Source organism: Streptomyces sp. NPDC017448, assembly GCF_044330565.1.
Taxonomy (GTDB): Bacteria; Actinomycetota; Actinomycetes; order Streptomycetales; family Streptomycetaceae; genus Streptomyces.
Genome location: NZ_JBIRLM010000033.1, coordinates 1 through 16362 on the forward strand (window position 1 = coordinate 1; position 16362 = coordinate 16362).

Annotated in this window: 13 protein-coding genes; 7 read left to right on the forward strand and 6 right to left on the reverse strand. The window is 73.7% G+C overall.

The annotated features are described in order from the left end of the window. Positions 1 to 145: 145 nt before the first annotated feature. Positions 146 to 499: a hypothetical protein gene (locus ACH4K1_RS32115; RefSeq protein WP_398093063.1), complete on the reverse strand. Its 354-nt coding sequence runs from the start codon at positions 497 to 499 to the stop codon at positions 146 to 148. 618 nt (positions 500 to 1117) lie between these two features. Here ACH4K1_RS32115 and ACH4K1_RS32120 point away from each other — a divergent pair. Genes ACH4K1_RS32120 through ACH4K1_RS32135 form a run of 4 tightly spaced genes read left to right on the forward strand, consistent with a single transcriptional unit; the run spans position 1118 to position 5682 of the window. Next, complete coding sequence (locus ACH4K1_RS32120) at positions 1118 to 4207, forward strand: nitrate- and nitrite sensing domain-containing protein (protein WP_398093054.1); 3090 nt, start codon at positions 1118 to 1120, stop codon at positions 4205 to 4207. Beyond that, positions 4204 to 4647, forward strand: coding sequence for a roadblock/LC7 domain-containing protein (locus ACH4K1_RS32125; protein WP_030116460.1), 444 nt, complete (start codon positions 4204 to 4206; stop codon positions 4645 to 4647). Before ACH4K1_RS32120 ends, ACH4K1_RS32125 begins: the two co-directional genes overlap by 4 nt. An 11-nt stretch (positions 4648 to 4658) precedes the next feature. After that, positions 4659 to 5093, forward strand: coding sequence for a DUF742 domain-containing protein (locus ACH4K1_RS32130; protein WP_398093055.1), 435 nt, complete (start codon positions 4659 to 4661; stop codon positions 5091 to 5093). Continuing rightward, positions 5074 to 5682, forward strand: coding sequence for a GTP-binding protein (locus ACH4K1_RS32135; protein ID WP_398093056.1), 609 nt, complete (start codon positions 5074 to 5076; stop codon positions 5680 to 5682). The genes ACH4K1_RS32130 and ACH4K1_RS32135 overlap by 20 nt, the downstream gene beginning before the upstream one ends. A gap of 248 nt (positions 5683 to 5930) precedes the next feature. Here the strand turns inward: ACH4K1_RS32135 and ACH4K1_RS32140 are convergent, their stop codons facing one another. Then, positions 5931 to 6308, reverse strand: coding sequence for an Mpo1-like protein (locus tag ACH4K1_RS32140; RefSeq protein ID WP_398093057.1), 378 nt, complete (start codon positions 6306 to 6308; stop codon positions 5931 to 5933). Between the two features lie 124 nt (positions 6309 to 6432). Next, positions 6433 to 7233, reverse strand: coding sequence for a M15 family metallopeptidase (locus ACH4K1_RS32145; RefSeq protein WP_398093064.1), 801 nt, complete (start codon positions 7231 to 7233; stop codon positions 6433 to 6435). Positions 7234 to 7336: 103 nt separating this feature from the next. Here ACH4K1_RS32145 and ACH4K1_RS32150 point away from each other — a divergent pair, with 103 nt between their 5' ends. Next, positions 7337 to 7900 (forward strand): NUDIX domain-containing protein, encoded by a 564-nt coding sequence (locus ACH4K1_RS32150; protein ID WP_398093058.1) that lies wholly within the window; start codon positions 7337 to 7339, stop codon positions 7898 to 7900. A 58-nt stretch (positions 7901 to 7958) separates the two neighbouring features. Here the strand turns inward: ACH4K1_RS32150 and ACH4K1_RS32155 are convergent, their stop codons facing one another. Next, on the reverse strand, positions 7959 to 10358 hold the full coding sequence (locus tag ACH4K1_RS32155) for a glycoside hydrolase family 31 protein (protein WP_398093059.1): 2400 nt from the start codon (positions 10356 to 10358) through the stop codon (positions 7959 to 7961). Between the two features lie 217 nt (positions 10359 to 10575). On the opposite strand from ACH4K1_RS32155, the gene ACH4K1_RS32160 reads away from it, so the two are divergent. Both ACH4K1_RS32160 and ACH4K1_RS32165 read left to right on the forward strand, forming a co-directional pair. Beyond that, a complete protein-coding gene (locus ACH4K1_RS32160) occupies positions 10576 to 12555 on the forward strand; it encodes an acetoacetate--CoA ligase (RefSeq protein WP_398093060.1) in 1980 nt (659 codons plus the stop codon). A gap of 63 nt (positions 12556 to 12618) precedes the next feature. Next, positions 12619 to 13566 (forward strand): hypothetical protein, encoded by a 948-nt coding sequence (locus ACH4K1_RS32165; RefSeq protein ID WP_398093061.1) that lies wholly within the window; start codon positions 12619 to 12621, stop codon positions 13564 to 13566. A 130-nt stretch (positions 13567 to 13696) separates the two neighbouring features. Here the strand turns inward: ACH4K1_RS32165 and ptsP are convergent, their stop codons facing one another. Both ptsP and ACH4K1_RS32175 read right to left on the reverse strand, forming a co-directional pair. After that, positions 13697 to 15367, reverse strand: coding sequence for a phosphoenolpyruvate--protein phosphotransferase (gene ptsP, locus ACH4K1_RS32170; protein ID WP_398093062.1), 1671 nt, complete (start codon positions 15365 to 15367; stop codon positions 13697 to 13699). 76 nt (positions 15368 to 15443) lie between these two features. Beyond that, positions 15444 to 15893, reverse strand: coding sequence for a PTS glucose transporter subunit IIA (locus tag ACH4K1_RS32175; RefSeq protein WP_228995119.1), 450 nt, complete (start codon positions 15891 to 15893; stop codon positions 15444 to 15446). Between the last annotated feature and the right edge of the window lie 469 nt (positions 15894 to 16362).

Here is a 16362-nt window from a genome sequence, read left to right on the forward strand (position 1 = left end):
GGTACGGGGCCGCCGGCCGTGGTCGGGCGGGCGGCCCGGGGGGCGCGGGGGCCCCGGGGGGGGCGGGGCCCCCCCCCCCCCCCCGCGGGGGGGGGGGGCGGCCACGGGCCCTTGGCCGGTCCGCTCCCGCGGGGTGGGCCGGGCGTCAGGCCCGGGAGAGGTCTCCGGCGCTCCGGCGGTCGCCTATGCCGCTGCTCGTGCCGTCCCGCTCGGCCGCCCGCTCGGCCCGGCGGGACCGGCGCCGCTCGCGCCGTATCTGCCGGGCCGTGCTGCTCGGCACGGAGACCACGCCGTGGCGCTGGTTCCACACCTGCCGGGTCACCCAAACGTCGAGGACCGCCCAGGTGGCGACCACGGTGCTGGCCACACTGCTGAGCACCATGGGGAAGGCCAGCCAGGAGCCGGCCAGGGTGGTCAGGAAAGCGATCATCGCCTGGATGATCGTGAACGACATGATCAGAACGGCGCGCACGGCGGCCGTCCGCACCGCGTCGGGCATCCGCCTCTTCGAGGCCGGCTCCTCCACCCACAACTGCCGCGGCGCCCGCGCCCCGTCCGCGGCATCCGCCCGCGCGGCCGCCGCCGCGGCGGCGCTCCCGCGTTCCTGCGTGCTCAAGGCCTTCAACTCCCCACCACTGTGCGACTTCAGGGTGGCTGCCCGGCTTGCGCCGGTTCTACGCGGGCGGAACACGCCCGTCCTGCCGCGCACGACCCCACCGTGCGCCTACCCCGTACACAGGGACGAACCGCCCGTCCCGAAAATTCCCCGGAAAAAGCACGAGTAGGGCACAGAAGCTGACGGGGCGAAGAATTCCAGCCAACTGGTACGTGCCGGTACCGAGGAGTCAGGCCAGGGCCCTCTGTCGCTTTCGCGAATTTCATCTCCGGGAAATACCGGGACAACTCATGATCAAACCCGGTTCGGGCGGCTGAAAATCATCCGGACGTGCCTTCGAGTTGTCTCTGTGTCGGTAGTAGGCTCGCGCCGTTTATGGACGCAGGACGGACCTCGTCCGCCTCCGCCCGGAGCACACCGGCGCACCCACGGTGCGCGGCGCGCGGAGGGGCGGCCGGGAGAAGAGCACCCCCGCGACGCGGGGCCGATCTGGGGGAGGCCATGCGCTTTCGCGGGAAGTCCATCCGCAGGAAGATCGTGGCGTTGCTGCTGGTGCCGCTCGTCTCCCTCACGGGCCTCTGGGTCTTCGCCACCTACATCACCGGCCGCCAGGCCGACGAACTGATGAGCGCGGGATCGATCGTCAAGGAGGTCGGCCACCCGCTGGAGGACGCCGTCCGCGCCGTCCAGGCCGAGCGGCGGCAGACCCTCGTCTTCCTCGCCGACCCCCGGGCCTCCGACGCGCTGCCCCACCTCATACGCCAACGCGCCGCCACCGACCGCGTCGTGGACCGCGTCAGGGAGAACTCCCGGGCCAGGGACGTCCGCGACGCGCTGAGCGCCGCCGACGCCCGCCGCCTGGACGCGATCCTCGGCGCCGTCGACGGTCTGGGAGCGCTGCGCGCATCGGTGGAGAAGCGCACCATCAGCCGGGCGAAGGCGCTGGACTTCTACAACGGACTCGTCGACCCCTCCTACCGTTTCCTCAGCGGACTCCACGCCCTGGAGAACGTGGCGCTGGACAAGCAGATGCGCGCCCTGGTCGGGGTGGGCCGGGCCCGGGAAATGCTCTCGCGCGAGGACGCGCTGATCGCCTCCGGCCTCATCGCGGGCCGCTTCACCACCTCCGAACTGCGCTACATATCCGGCCTCGTCGCCCAGCGGGAGCTGCTCTACGAGGTCAGCCTGGACAACCTCCCGGCCGACGAACGCCGCCGCGTCGAGCAGTTCTGGGGCAGCCCCGACGCCGAACCCCTGCGGACCGCCGAGGACGCCCTCATCTCGGCCGGTCCGGCCAAGCGCCCCGGCGCCGTCGACGCCGAGCGCTGGGAGGAGGTGGCCGTGCCCGTCCTCGACCGGCTCGGGAACGACGCCGTGGAGATGGGCAACCGCTTCCAGGACCGTGCCGAACCGGTCGGCCGCCGGGTGCTCGTCCAGGCCGGGATCGCCGGCGTCCTCGGCTTCCTGGCCCTGATCGTCTCGGTCTTCGTCTCCGTACGGATCGGCCGTGAACTCGTCCGCGACCTCTCCCGGCTGCGCAAGGACGCCCACGAGGTCTCCGGCGTACGGCTGCCGAGCGTCATGCGCCGGCTGGCGGCGGGCGAACAGGTGGACGTCGGGACCGAGGCCCCGCACCTCGTTTACGGGCCCGACGAGATCGGCCAGGTGGGGCAGGCCCTCAACACCCTCCAGCGGGCCGCCGTCGAGGCCGCCGTCAAGCAGGCGGACATGCGACGCGGCGTCTCCGAGGTCTTCGTCAACCTCGCCCGCCGCAACCAGGTGCTCCTGCACCGCCAGCTGACCCTGCTCGACGCGATGGAGCGCCGCACCGAGAACAGCGACGAGCTGGCCGACCTGTTCCGCATCGACCACCTCACCACCCGTATGCGGCGGCACGCGGAAGGTCTCGTGATCCTCTCCGGCGCCGCCCCCTCGCGCCAGTGGCGCAAGCCCGTCCAGTTGATGGACGTGGTGCGGGCCGCCGTCGCCGAGGTCGAGGACTACGAACGCATCGAGGTCCGGCGGCTCGCGCGGATCGGCGTGGGCGGACCCGCGGTGGCCGACCTGACCCACCTGATCGCCGAACTCCTGGAGAACGCCACCGTCTTCTCGCCCCCGCACACCGCGGTCCAGGTGCACGGCGAACGGGTCTCCAACGGCTTCACGCTCGAAATCCACGACCGGGGCCTCGGCATGGCCCCGGAGCTCCTCCTCGACGCCAATCTGCGGCTCGCCGAGACCCCCGACTTCGAGCTGTCCGACACCGACCGGCTCGGCCTGTTCGTCGTCAGCCGGCTCGCCCAGCGGCAGAACGTCCGGGTCTCCCTGCAGAAATCGCCCTACGGGGGCACCACCGCGGTCGTGTTCATCCCGGCCGCCCTGCTCACCGACGCCCCCGACACCCACGGCACCGGCTTCCGCCTCGACCGCCGGGCCGAGCGCGCGATCGTCGGCGGCCCGGAGGCGGCGCCGGACGCGCAGGGCACGGCGGCGGGCGGGGAGCACCGCGGCAGCGGCAGGTCCGCCGTCCTGGCGCCCGTGCCCGCCGGGCCCACCGGGCCGGGCGTCCTGGACGGGCCGGTCGAACTGGAGGCCCCGGTCGGCCCCCTCGACTTCGCGGACGACCTGCTGGACGGCTCGCCGGACCCCGCCCTGGACCCGGCCCTCGGCCCCGTCCTGGACGGCGTGTCCGACCTGGAGGACACCGAGAGCGAGCGCGGCGGGATCTTCCGCGCCCGTGACCTGCGCCGGGACGGCGACCGCGCGTCCGGCGGCCCGCGCCCGCCCGCCGACCGGGACCAGCACCAGCAGACCCGCGACGGCGACGGACCCACGGCGGCGGTCCGCCCGATGCGCCCCACCGGGCCCCACCCGCTGCCCCGCCGCACCCCGCCGACGCTGGTCAGCGACCGGGGCCGCCGCGTCGGCGGCCCGGCCGCCCGAGCAGCGGCCCCCGCGAAGGCCACCGGGCCGGTTCCGCACGCCTCCGCCCGGCGTACCGGCGGACCCGCCGACGAGCCCGGCGCCCCCGAAGCGCCCTGGACCGCGCGGGCCGCCGCCCGCCGCACGCCCGGGGCGCCGAACACCGCGCGGACGCCTCCCCCCGCGGAGCTCTCCCGCGACCCGGAAGCCTCCCCCGCGCCGCAGCCGCCCCGCCCCTCGGAGCCCCGCACCGCGGACCGGGCGTACGCCGCGGAAACGTCCCGCTCGGCGGAGCCGCCGCGCGCCCCCGGGGCGCGGCACGACGGCTCCCCCGCCCCGGCCGCGCCCGACACCGTGGGAGGGCTACCCCGGCGCGTCCGGCAGGCCAGCCTCGCCCGCCGGCTCCGTGAGGAAGCCGCGGAGCATGCCCCCCACCGGGTGTCCGTGGACACGTTCGACGACGCCGAGCGCGACGCGGACGAGGTACGCGCCCGTATGGCCTCGCTCCAGCGCGGCTGGCAGCGCGGCCGCCGGCAGAACGCCGAATCCGCCGAGGGCGACGGGACCACCGCGCACACGGCGGCCACCGACACCACCGAGAACGCCGGGACCACCGGCGGCCCCGATGGCACAGCACCAGGAACCACTCCGGGAGGGGACGGTCGATGACCGCACCGAACGCCGCAGCACACAACCCCGCACGCCACGGCTCGGGTGAACTGAACTGGCTGCTCGACGAACTCGTCCAGCGCGTCGCCAGCATCCGCAAGGCGCTGGTGCTCTCCAGCGACGGACTCGCCACCGGCGCGTCGGCCGACCTGACCCGCGAGGACAGCGAGCACCTCGCCGCCGTCGCCTCCGGCTTCCACAGCCTCGCCAAGGGGGTGGGGCACCACTTCGACGCGGGCCGGGTACGCCAGACCGTCGTCGAGCTGGACGAGGCGTTCCTCTTCGTCACGGCCGCCGGCGACGGCAGCTGTCTCGCCGTCCTGGCGGAAGCGGACTCCGACGTGGGCCAGGTCGCGTACGAGATGACGCTGATGGTCAAGCGTGTGGGGGCCCACCTGGCCAACGCCCCGCGGACGACCGGTCAGCCCGCCGGAGGGTGAGCGTGGCGGGCATGAGCGCCGACACCCCGGGCACCGGCCCCGGCTCCCCGGACGGGACCGCCGACCCGCAGGTCTCACGGTGGTACGACGCGGAGGCGGGACCGGTCGTCCGCCCGTACGCGATGACCCGGGGGCGCACCGGCAGCGCCTCCCGGCACCGCCTCGACCTGATCGCGCTCGTCGTGCCGGAACCGGCCGCCGACGACCCCGGCCGGGACCAGACGCTCGCCCCCGAACACGTGGCGATCGTCGAACTCTGCAGCGACACGCCCCAGTCCATCGCCGAGCTGGCCGCCGGACTCGACCTCCCCGTAGGGGTGGTACGGGTCCTGGTCGGCGACCTCGTCGAGGACGAGCTGGTGCACGTCACCCGTCCCGTTCCGCCGGCCGAGCTGCCGGACGTGAACATTCTTCGCGAGGTTATCCATGGCCTTCGGGCGCTCTAGGCGCGACAAGCGACGCCCCGTCGAGCCCGTCACCCTGAAGATCCTGGTGGCGGGTGGGTTCGGGGTCGGCAAGACGACCGCGGTCGGCGCGGTCAGCGAGATCAGACCCCTGCGCACCGAGGAGCGGCTCACCGAGGCGGGCCGCCCGGTGGACGATCTGGAAGGCGTCGAGTCCAAGACGACCACCACGGTCGCGATGGACTTCGGCCGGATCACGCTGCGGGAGGACCTGGTCCTCTACCTGTTCGGCACGCCGGGCCAGGACCGCTTCTGGTTCCTGTGGGACGAGCTGGCGCAGGGCGCGCTGGGAGCGGTCGTCCTCGCCGACACCCGGCGGCTGGAGGACTGCTTCGCCGCGGTCGACTACTTCGAGCGCCGGCGCATCCCGTTCACGGTCGCGGTCAACGTCTTCGAGGGGGCCGAGCGGTTCCCGGCGGAGACCGTGCGGGCCGCCCTCGACCTCGACCCCGAGGTCCCCCTGCTCGTCTGCGACGCGCGCGACCGGTCCTCCGTGCGCGACGTCCTGGTCGCGGTCGTGGAGCACGCCCTGGAGCGCTCGGCACGGACCCGCGAGCCCGTCGCCACCTGAGCCGGACGGGCCCGCCCCCGGCGGGCGGACCGGCACGCGTACGGCCCGTACCCCCGCCGACAGGGGTACGGGCCGCACGCTGTCCGGCGCGCCGGGCCCCGAGTGTTCTGCGGCGGTGACGGCCAGTCAAGACGTGAGCGGGAAAAACCTGTCGCCCGGCCCGGCGTCCTCGTGCCCGTCCAGCTCCAGAGCCGTGGACAGGCCGTACGCCCCGGCCGGCGAAAGGCCCCCGGCCCGGCCCGCCGGACTCAGCCGCGCCCGCTTCCCCCGAGCCCGTCCCGGCCGTTCTCCGCGAGCCACTTCGCCGCGGTCTCCGCCAGTTCGGCGTCCCGGCCCGCGAGCATCATCCGAACCATCCGCGCGTCCCCGCGCAACGACCACGCCGGGTGTCCGAACGTCGCCGGGTTGTTCTTCTCGATCAGGAAGTGCGCGGGCCACGCCGTCCCGTACCCGATCAACGGCAGGGCCGCCAGATACCGCTTCCGGCCGCGCGCGAGCCCGTAGGCGGAGATCGCGAGCCCGGTCAGCGTGCCGGTCAGATGGACCCAGCGGGTGGCGGCACGGGAGTGCATCGCCACGTAGTAGGGCCAGAATTCCTCGTAGGTGTCGAACGTCTGCTGTGGCATACGGGCACCGTAGCCGCCCGATCCGCAACCGGACACGCCTCTTTCGCGTCCGAGATGAAGAACGGGCGGCCGGAGCCCACGGGGGTGGCCCCGGTCGCCCGTTCAGCGTCTTCGGCCCGCCCCCTCAGCGCCCGGCCACCGACCTGTGGTGCACGGGGAAGTCGAAGTAGGCGTCCGGGAACGGCTCCGGCTTGTACGTGAAGTGCCACCACTCCTCCGGCAGGTTCACGAATCCCACCTCGGCCAGCGTCCGCTTCAGGAGCTGCCGGTTGGCGCGCTGGGCGTCCGTGATCCGCGGGTCGTCGGTGTGCGACAGGGTGTCGAAGCAGTCGTAGCCCGTGCCCATGTCCACCGAGTTGTCGGGGAACCGCTCGTCCTTCGGCGCGAAACAGGGGGTCAGCCGCTCGCCCGGCCGGTACGGCCTGGTCGGCAGCGCGGGAAGCCGGACGAGCGTCAGGTCCACCGTGCTGCCCCGGCTGTGTCCGGACTTCTCCGCGATGTAACCGTCCTCGAACAGCCGGGACTTGTCGACCCGGGGGTAGAACTCCCCCTTCATGGACTGGTCCTCCACATCCTTCGCCCACCGCACGAAGTGGTCCACCGCCCGCTGCGGCCGGTAGCAGTCGTACACCTTCAGCGCATATCCCTGGCGCAGCAACCGCTTCTGCGCCAGGTGCAGGGCACGGGCCGCGGGCCGGGTCAGGATGCAGAGCGGCTGCCGGTACCCGTCCACCCGCTCGCCCAGGAAGGTGTGCGGCGTGGCGTAGCGCATCTCCTGGAGGATGGTCGGGTCCACCGAGCGCAGCGCCGTGAACTCCTCGGGCGCTTTCGGTTCGGCGGGGCGGGCCCGCGCCGCGGGGGAGAGGGCGGTCGTGGCGAGGAGGGCGGCGGCCGTGGCGGCCAGGGCACGCAGAGCGGTACGCATTCCTGTCATGGGCACACCGTCTACCAGCTTCGCGGCCTCCGGGAAAGGACGCGGCCGCAGGACCCCGTCGCAGGGGGACGGGACGGTCCGCTACAGTCCGCCCGTGTCCGAACCCGGCAACAGCCCTTCCCCGGCCGCCCTGCGGCCGCCCCGGTACGTACGGGACTCCCACTGCGCCGCCTGCGGAGCCCCGTACACCGCCCTTCCCTCCACCGACGCCTGGCCCCGCACCTGCCCCCGCTGCGGCACGACCGCCTACCGCAACCCCCTCCCCGTCGCGGTGGCCCTGCTCCCCGTCGCCGGCCCCGACGCCACCGGACTCGTCGTCATCACCCGCACCATCGAGCCGCAGAAGGGCGGGTCGGCGCTGCCCGGCGGGTTCATCGACCACGCCGAGGACTGGCGTACGGCGGTCGTCCGAGAACTGCGCGAGGAGACCGGCATCGAGGCCGCTCCCCGGGACGTCCGCCTCGCCGACGTCCTCAGCGACACCGGCGGACACCTCCTGGTCTTCGGCCTCCTCCCGGCCCGCCCCCTCGCGAGCCTGCCACCCTCGGCGCCGACCGACGAGACGTCCGGTTACGAGGTCCTGTACAGCCCCGGGCCCCTGGCGTTCCCGCTGCACACGGAGGCCGCCGACGCCTGGTTCGCCGGCCGCTACGGCTGAGGAGACCCGGCCGGGCCGGAGCCGACCCGCGCGGGGGAGGGGCGCGGCTGCGCAGCCGCTACGAGGCGTCCGGCGCCTCCGTGACGTCCAGCGCCCCCGTGGCCTCCGGCAGCCCCCGCACCCGCACGGGACAACCGATCTCCCCCTCCCCGCCGTCCCGCTCCACCACCACGCGGCCGCCCTCCCACCGCGTCACATACCGCTCGACCTCCGCGTCCGCCCACCCGTCACCCGGATCCCGCACCACCAGCCCGCCGCCGGTCCGACCCGGGGCGGGCGCCCACACCTCCAGCTCCGGCCCGCCGTCCGCGCCCCGCACCGGAATCACCGCACCCGCCCGCGCCAGCACCGGAACGCCCGACAGCGGCGCGTCCACCACCACCTGGCCCGGCCCCTCGTACGCCCGCCCGGCCGCCGTGTCGTACCAGCGCCCCCTCGGCAGCCGCACCGCCCGCCGCCGCACCCCCGGCTCCAGCACCGGGGCCACCAGCAGCGCGTCGCCCAGCAGGAACGCGTCCTCGCACTCCCGCAGCGCCCGGTCGCCCGGCGCACCCCACCACAGCGGCCGCACGTAGGGCGCCCCCGTCAGCCGCGCCACATGCGACAGCGACACGAAGTACGGGTGCAGCCGCTCCCGCTCCAGCAGCGCCCTGCGCGCGTGCTCCAGCACCTCGGGCCCGAACTCCCACGGCTCCCGCCGCCCCGCGTCGATCGCCGCGTGGGTACGGAACAACGGCAGATACGCCCCCAGCTGGAACCACCGCAGATACAGCTCCGGCGAGGGGGACCCGTCGAACCCGCCCACATCCGGACCCGAGTACGGCACCCCGCACAGCCCGAGCCCCACCACCAGCGACAGCGACGCCCGCAGCCCCGGCCACCCCGTCGACACGTCCCCCGACCAGGTGCCCCCGTACCTCTGCATCCCCGCCCACCCCGACCGCGAGAAGAGGAACGGCCGCTCCTCGGGACGCCACCGCAGCAGCCCCTCGTACCCGGCGCGCGCCATCGCCAGCGCGTACACGTTGTGCGCCTCCCGGTGGTCGCCCCCGGCGCCCTCCAGCGCGTGCCGGGCCGAACGCGGCAGCGACGGATCGCCGAACGCCGCGAAGGACACCGGCTCGTTCATGTCGTGCCACACCCCCGAAAAGCCCTGCGCAAGCCGCTCCTCGTACAGAGATCCCCACCAATCCCGCACAAGCGGATCAGTGAAGTCCGGATAGACGCAGGCCCCCGGCCACACCTCCCCGACCACCACCCGGCCCCGCGCGTCCCGGACGTACGCCCCGCGCTCCCCGACCGCACGCCCGGCCTCGAACACCGCCTCGCCCGGCTCCGCCTTCACCCCCGGATCCACGATCGACACCAGCCGCACCCCCTCCTCCCGCAACTCCTCCGCCAGCGCGGGCAACGCCGGGAACCGCCCCCGGTCCACCGTGAACACCCGGTGCCCGTCGAAGTGGTCGATGTCCAGATGGAGCACGGACAACGGCAGCCCCCGCTCCCGGTACCCGGCGACGACCCGCCGCACCTCCTCCGCACTGCCGAACCCCCACCGGGCGTGCTGCGGCCCCAGCGCCCAGGACGGCGGCGTCGCCGGCGCACCCGTCAGCGCCGTCCACCCCCGCAGCACCCGCGCCGGCGTCCCCGCCACCACCCAGCAGCGCAGCGGTCCGCCCTCCATCCGCACCTCGCACGCCCCCGGCCGGTCGTGCCCCGAACCGGCCCCCTCCTCGCCCTCCCGCAGCACCACCCGGCCCGCCCAGGAGTTGTCGTGGAACACCAGATGCGTCCCCGCGTCCGCCACCACCACCTGCACCGGCATCGTCAGAGACAGCGGATCGTCCCCGGGACCGAACCGCCCGCCCGGATCGGTGTTCCACAGCCCGTACGCCCCGTCCCGCAGCCGCGGCCCGCCCGCCCGGCCGCCCAGCCCGAAGAACCGCGCGTCCGCCGGCACCTCCGAGCGCTGCACCCACCGCACCGGCCCCCCGCCCGCCGGCTCCCACCAGCGCGGCGGCAGCTCCCGCCGCAACAGCACCCCGCCCGGCGTCCGCAGCTCCACCGCGCCGGTCCGCGACACCACCACCGTCAGCCGCTCCGAGACCACCTGCCAGCCGCCGTCCTTGCCCGGCTCCAGCACCGCCCGCTCGTCCGGCGCGGGCGCCTCGCCCGCCAGCGCGTACGACGGCAGCGGCTCCGCCCCGTCCCACGCCCAGAACACCGCACCGCCCACCGACACCCGAATCCGCAGATCCGAGCGGGCGAACCGCACCACGCCCCCGCCCGGACCCGGCTCCGCGCCCCTCAGCGCACCGGGCACCCGGGCCCGCTCCGGGCCGCGCGCCGGCAGCGCCGCCGCATCCGCTGCCCTGCGCCGCCAGGCCGAACGCACCGTGCGCAGCCCTCGCACCGAACCGACCAACCCCACCCGACGCACCAGGTCACGACCGTCCATGGCGCACACCCTGCCACCCGCCGAACCCGCAGAACCCTCCGTTCAACTCCCGTTCACCCACGCCGGACGCCGCACCCCCGAGCCCCCGGGAGCGGGCCGCCCTGGTGCCGAGGACGATCACATGGCATCGTCCGTGTCAGCCGCTCACGCGCACACCCCGGCCCGTGCGCGTCGACACGCCCACCCCGCGTACCCGTACAGCCAGGGAGCAGCACTCATGACCGCAGCCACGCCCGACGCCCCCCTCTGGCAGCCCGGCCCCGACCGCATCGAGGCCGCCGCCGTCACCCGCTTCCAGAACTGGGCCGCGAACCGGTACGGCGCCCCGGCCGAGGGCGGGTACGCGGCCCTGCACCGCTGGTCCGTCGACGAACTCGACACCTTCTGGCGCGCCGTCGCCGAATGGTTCGACATCCGCTTCTCCACCCCGTACGAGAGCGTCCTCGACGACCGCGCGATGCCCGGGGCCACCTGGTTCCCCGGTGCCACCCTCAACTACGCCGAACACGCCCTGCGCACCGCCGAGGACCCCTCCCGCGCCGACACCCCCGCCCTGCTGCACGTCGACGAGACCCACACCCAGACCCCTGTCACCTGGGCCGAACTCCGCCGCCAGGTCGGCGCGCTGGCCGCCGAACTCCGCGCCCTCGGCGTCACCCCCGGCGACCGCGTCAGCGGCTACCTCCCCAACATCCCGCAGGCCGTCGTCGCCCTCCTCGCCACCGCCGCCGTCGGCGGCGTCTGGACCTCCTGCGCCCCCGACTTCGGCGCCCGCAGCGTCCTCGACCGCTTCCAGCAGGTCGAACCCGTCGTCCTGTTCACCGTCGACGGCTACCGCTACGGCGGCAAGGAGCACGACCGCACCGGGACCGTCGCCGAGCTGCGCCGCGAACTGCCCACCCTGCGCGCCGTCGTCCACATCCCGCTGCTCGGCACCGACACCCCCGAAGGCGCCCTGGCCTGGGCCGCCCTCACCTCCGCCGACACCGAGCCGGTCTTCGAGCAGGTCCCCTTCGACCACCCGCTGTGGGTCCTCTACTCCTCCGGCACCACCGGCCTGCCCAAGGCCATCGTCCAGTCCCAGGGCGGCATCCTCCTCGAACACGTCAAGCAGCTCGGCCTGCACTGCGACCTCGGTCCCGAGGACCGCTTCTTCTGGTACACCTCCACCGGCTGGATGATGTGGAACTTCCTCGTCTCCGGCCTCCTCACCGGCACCACCGTCGTCCTGTACGACGGCAGCCCCGGCCACCCGGACGTCAGCGCCCAGTGGCGGATCGCCGAACAGACCGGCGCCACCCTCTACGGCACCTCCGCCGCCTACGTCATGGCCTGCCGCAAGGCCGGCGTCCACCCGGGCCGCGACTTCGACCTCTCCCGCGTCCAGTGCGTCGCCACCACCGGCTCCCCGCTCCCGCCCGACGGTTTCCGCTGGCTCCACGACGAGGTCGCGGACGACCTCTGGATCGCCTCGGTCAGCGGCGGCACCGACGTCTGCTCCTGCTTCGCCGGAGCCGTCCCCACCCTCCCCGTCCACATCGGCGAACTCCAGGCCCCCTGCCTCGGCACCGACCTCCAGTCCTGGGATCCCTCCGGCGAACCCCTCACCGGCGAGGTCGGCGAACTCGTCGTCACCAACCCCCTCCCGTCCATGCCGATCCGCTTCTGGAACGACCCCGACGGCAGCCGCTACCACGACAGCTACTTCGCCATGTACCCCGGCGTCTGGCGGCACGGCGACTGGATCACCATCACCGACCGCGGCTCGGTGGTCATCCACGGCCGCTCCGACTCCACCCTGAACCGCCAGGGCGTCCGCATGGGCTCCGCCGACATCTACGAGGCCGTCGAACGGCTCCCCGAGATCCGCGAATCCCTCGTCATCGGCCTCGAAGAACCCGACGGCGGCTACTGGATGCCCCTCTTCGTCCACCTCGCCGACGGCGCCGCCCTCGACGACGGCCTGCGCGCGGCGATCAAGCAGACGATCCGGGACAACCTCTCCCCGCGCCACGTACCGGACGAGGTCATCGAGGTTCCCGGCATCCCGCACACCCTCACCGGCAAGCGCATCGAGGTTCCGGTCAAACGCCTCCTCCAGGGAACCGAGCTGGCCAAGGCGGTCAACCCCGGCTCCGTCGACAACCTCGACCTCCTCCGCTTCTACGCCGACCTGGCGGTGAAGCGCCGCGCGTGACGCCACTGTCAGTCCCCCTGGTTACGCTGAGTGAGCAATGATTCACCGCGCACAGGGGGACACATGGCGCAGACCGACCGCACCGGGAACAACACCGCCCACCGCAGGAACCGCACCAGGAGGCACGGCACCCCGCACCCCACCACCCTGCGGCGCACCCTGCGCCGCGAAGCCCCCAGCACCGTCGGACTCCTCGTCGACGCCCAGGACTTCGCCGCCATGCGCCGCTACCGCAGCTTCCCCTTCGACGACCACGCCGCCTACCTCCACCAGGTCGAGGGCCTGCTCAAGACGCTGAACGCCCAGGGCACCCACACCACCGTCGCCGTCTTCGACCCCGAGGAGTACGCCGCGTTCTGCGCGGAGTCCGGAATCGACGCGGACACCGGAGCCGGACGCAGCCGCTTCACCGCCGAGATCGCCGCCGTCGGCGCCACGGTCGCCTACACCGGCCAACGCCTGAGCGACCTCATCCCCGTCCTGGTCTCCCGCGCGGTCCGCCGCGCCACCTGGGAGTACGCCACCCTCCGCCTCACCGGTCTCGGCGACTGCGCCGACTGCGGCCAGGACATCGGACGCGCCGCCTTCGACCGCGCCTCGCACCTGATCCTGCGCCTGCTGGAAACGGCGGGGCCCGGCAGCCACCACCTGGTGTGCAGCGTTCCGACCGACCACGACCAACTCCTGGCCGTGCTCCACATCCACCGCGACACCACCGGGCCGGCCCGCCTCGACAGTACGGAGGGCGCGGAGTTCGCCACCGTCCTCGCGGTGGCCGTCGCCCTGGAAGCACGCGCGGGCGTCGTCCTGCGTACCAGCGCCCCCGACAGCCCGGACCGCGTCCACGGCTGGCGGCTGGCCGAGGGCGGACTCGCGCCGCTCACCGCCGGCGAGGTCTTCAACGCCTACTGCACGGACGCGGACACCGGGGAGCCGGTCTCGCCGGAATCCGGCGTCGAGTACTGCGCGGGGTTCGACATCGGAGCCGACGCACCGGACCCCCACCACTGACCACCCGAAGGGCCGAAGGCGCCACGCCCTGCACCCAAAGGGGGAGGGGCTCCCCGCCACCGGCGGAAAGCCCCTCCCCGAAAACCCCTGGGCCCAGAAGACCCCTCGGGCCCAGAAGCCGCTTCGGGTCCTACTCGCCCGAGAGCACGGCCTGCGCCGCGCTGCGCGCCTCCTCGGCCGAGTCGGCCGAACGAGCCGCGTTCGCCGCCCGCTCGCACTGCGCCAGCGAGTACTTGGCCAGCGTGGCCCGCACGTAGGGAATGGACGCCGCGCCCATGGAGAGCGAGGTGACGCCCAGCCCGGTCAGCACACACGCGAGCAGCGGATCCGCCGCGGCCTCACCGCACACGCCGCAGCTCTTGCCCTCGGCGCGCGCCGCCTCGGCGGACAGCGCCACCAGGTCCAGCAGCGCCGGCTGCCACGGGTCCTGGAGCCGCGACACCGCGCCGACCTGGCGGTCGGCCGCGAAGGTGTACTGCGCCAGGTCGTTGGTGCCCAGCGAGAGGAACTCCACCTCCTGGAGGATCGACCGCGCCCGCAGGGCGGCCGAGGGGATCTCCACCATCGCGCCGAACTTCGCCCGCAGTCCGGCCTCGCGGCACGCGTCCGCGAACGCCTTGGCGTCGGCGCGGTCGGCCACCATGGGGGCCATGACCTCCAGGTACACCGGCAGCCCCTCGGCGGCCTTGGCCAGCGCGGTCAGCTGGGTACGCAGCACCTCGGGGTGGTCCAGCAGGCTCCGCAGCCCCCGGACGCCCAGCGCCGGGTTCGGCTCGTCGGCCGGGGTCAGGAAGTCCAGCGGCTTGTCGGCGCCGGCGTCCAGCACCCGCACGACGACCCGCCCCTCGGGGAACGCCTCCAGCACCGCGCGGTAGGCCGCGATCTGCTTCTCCTCGGAGGGAGCCTGCTTGCTGTCGTCGAGGAACAGGAACTCGGTGCGGAACAGCCCCACGCCCTCCGCCCCCGCCTCGACCGCCGCGGGCACATCGCCCGGGCCGCCGACGTTGGCGAGCAGCGGCACCTTGTGCCCGTCCGAGGTGGCGCCGGGCCCCGTCGAAGCGGCCAGCGCCGCCTTGCGGGCCGCCGCGGCGCCCTCCAGTTCGGCCCGCTTCTCGGCGCTCGGCTCCACGAAGATCTCACCCGTACTGCCGTCCACCGCGACGACCGTGCCCTCGGCCAGCTCACCGGCGCCGGGCAGCGCCACCACGGCCGGAACACCGAGCGCCCGCGCCAGGATCGCGCTGTGGCTGGTCGGCCCGCCCTCCTCGGTGACGAAGCCGAGCACCAGCGTCGGGTCCAGCAGCGCGGTGTCGGCGGGGGCCAGGTCGCGCGCGATCAGCACGTACGGCTCGTCGCTGTCCGGCACACCGGGCATCGGCACACCGAGCAGCCGCGCCACGATCCGGTTCCGTACGTCGTCGAGGTCCGCGACCCGTCCCGCCAGGTACTCCCCGGCATTGGCGAGCAGCGCCCGGTACGCGGCGAACGCGTCGTAGACGGCACGCTCGGCGGTGCTGCCCACGGCGATACGCCGATCGACGTCGGACATCAGCTCGGGGTCCTGCGCCATCATGGCCTGTGCCTCGAGCACGTGCTGTGCCTCGCCGCCGGCCAGATTGCCGCGTGCGACGAGGTCGGCCGCCACAGCCTCGACGGCCTGCCGGGCGCGCCCCTGTTCGCGCTCGGCCTCCTCGGCGGGAATCGATTTGGCGGGCGGTTCCAGCACCGCCGTGCCCATGTGCCGAACTTCGCCGATGGCCACACCGTGGCTCACGCCGACGCCTCGCAGCGTTGTCTCCATTTCACCCGTCTCCGGTTGTGCGGCGACCGAGTCACCGCGGTGGTTGTGCAACTGGCCCGTCACTGCGCCCGAGGTGTCACTGCCAGCCGAACAGCGCGTCGCCGACCTTCACGTCCCCGTCCTCGCGGAGGCCGGACAGCGAATCGGCGGTGGCCTCCAGAGCCACGATGGGGCAGATGGGCGACTTGCCGGCGGCCTCGACGGCGACCGGATCCCAGCGCACGATGCCCTGGCCCCGGGCCACCGTGTCCCCCTTGTTCACGAGCAGCTCGAAACCCTCGCCGTTGAGCTGGACGGTGTCGATGCCGAGGTGCGTCAGCACCCCGTGCCCCTCCGAGTCGACGACGACGAAGGCGTGGGGGTGCAGGGAGACGACGATGCCGTCGACGGGGGACACAGCCTCGGAGGGCTCGCGTACCGGGTCGATGGCGGTGCCGGGACCGACCATCGCACCGGAGAAGACCGGGTCGGGAACGGCGGTGAGTCCGATGGCGCGTCCGGTAAGAGGGGACGTCACGTTGGTCATGGGGAGCCTCCCAGGGGGTGGAGATTCAGGTGTCGCCGCCGCGGCTGAGGGGGGACGGCGTACTGCTCAGCAGCGTAAGTCATATGAAGTCCCGGTTCCGCCCGAGACCTACCGCTTGGCGGACCTAGGGGGTGCACCGGAACGATTTGCCTCGGTCCCCGGCGACCTGTACTGTCGTATCCCTGCCTGGCCCCAACGCGACTTTGAGTCGGGGGTCGGCGGCGACCTTCAAGCCCAGATCCTAACCAAGAACGCTTCTTCGGCATGCCCGCAGGACGTGGTCAAGGGAAAAGGAAAAGGCTGATAGAGTCGGACTCGCCGGAAAGGGAGAACGCGGAAGCGGGAGACCTGGAAAGCGAAAAGGCAGGATCGCGGGGCCCGCTTCGACCGGGAATCGGACACGAAAGAGTCTGATAGAGTCGGAAACGCAAGACAGCAGGACACAGAAGAAAACGAAGGGAAGCGCCCG

Excerpts from the sequence above, each read along its gene's own strand:
- ACH4K1_RS32145 (WP_398093064.1), bottom strand. The coding sequence starts at position 7,233 with ATGCGTACCGCTCTGCGTGCCCTGGCCGCCACGGCCGCCGCCCTCCTC.
- ptsP (WP_398093062.1), bottom strand. The coding sequence starts at position 15,367 with ATGGAGACAACGCTGCGAGGCGTCGGCGTGAGCCACGGTGTGGCCATC.
- ACH4K1_RS32120 (WP_398093054.1), top strand. The coding sequence starts at position 1,118 with ATGCGCTTTCGCGGGAAGTCCATCCGCAGGAAGATCGTGGCGTTGCTG.
- ACH4K1_RS32125 (WP_030116460.1), top strand. The coding sequence starts at position 4,204 with ATGACCGCACCGAACGCCGCAGCACACAACCCCGCACGCCACGGCTCG.
- ACH4K1_RS32130 (WP_398093055.1), top strand. The coding sequence starts at position 4,659 with ATGAGCGCCGACACCCCGGGCACCGGCCCCGGCTCCCCGGACGGGACC.
- ACH4K1_RS32175 (WP_228995119.1), bottom strand. The coding sequence starts at position 15,893 with ATGACCAACGTGACGTCCCCTCTTACCGGACGCGCCATCGGACTCACC.
- ACH4K1_RS32135 (WP_398093056.1), top strand. The coding sequence starts at position 5,074 with ATGGCCTTCGGGCGCTCTAGGCGCGACAAGCGACGCCCCGTCGAGCCC.
- ACH4K1_RS32160 (WP_398093060.1), top strand. The coding sequence starts at position 10,576 with ATGACCGCAGCCACGCCCGACGCCCCCCTCTGGCAGCCCGGCCCCGAC.
- ACH4K1_RS32140 (WP_398093057.1), bottom strand. The coding sequence starts at position 6,308 with ATGCCACAGCAGACGTTCGACACCTACGAGGAATTCTGGCCCTACTAC.
- ACH4K1_RS32155 (WP_398093059.1), bottom strand. The coding sequence starts at position 10,358 with ATGGACGGTCGTGACCTGGTGCGTCGGGTGGGGTTGGTCGGTTCGGTG.
- ACH4K1_RS32165 (WP_398093061.1), top strand. The coding sequence starts at position 12,619 with ATGGCGCAGACCGACCGCACCGGGAACAACACCGCCCACCGCAGGAAC.
- ACH4K1_RS32115 (WP_398093063.1), bottom strand. The coding sequence starts at position 499 with ATGCCCGACGCGGTGCGGACGGCCGCCGTGCGCGCCGTTCTGATCATG.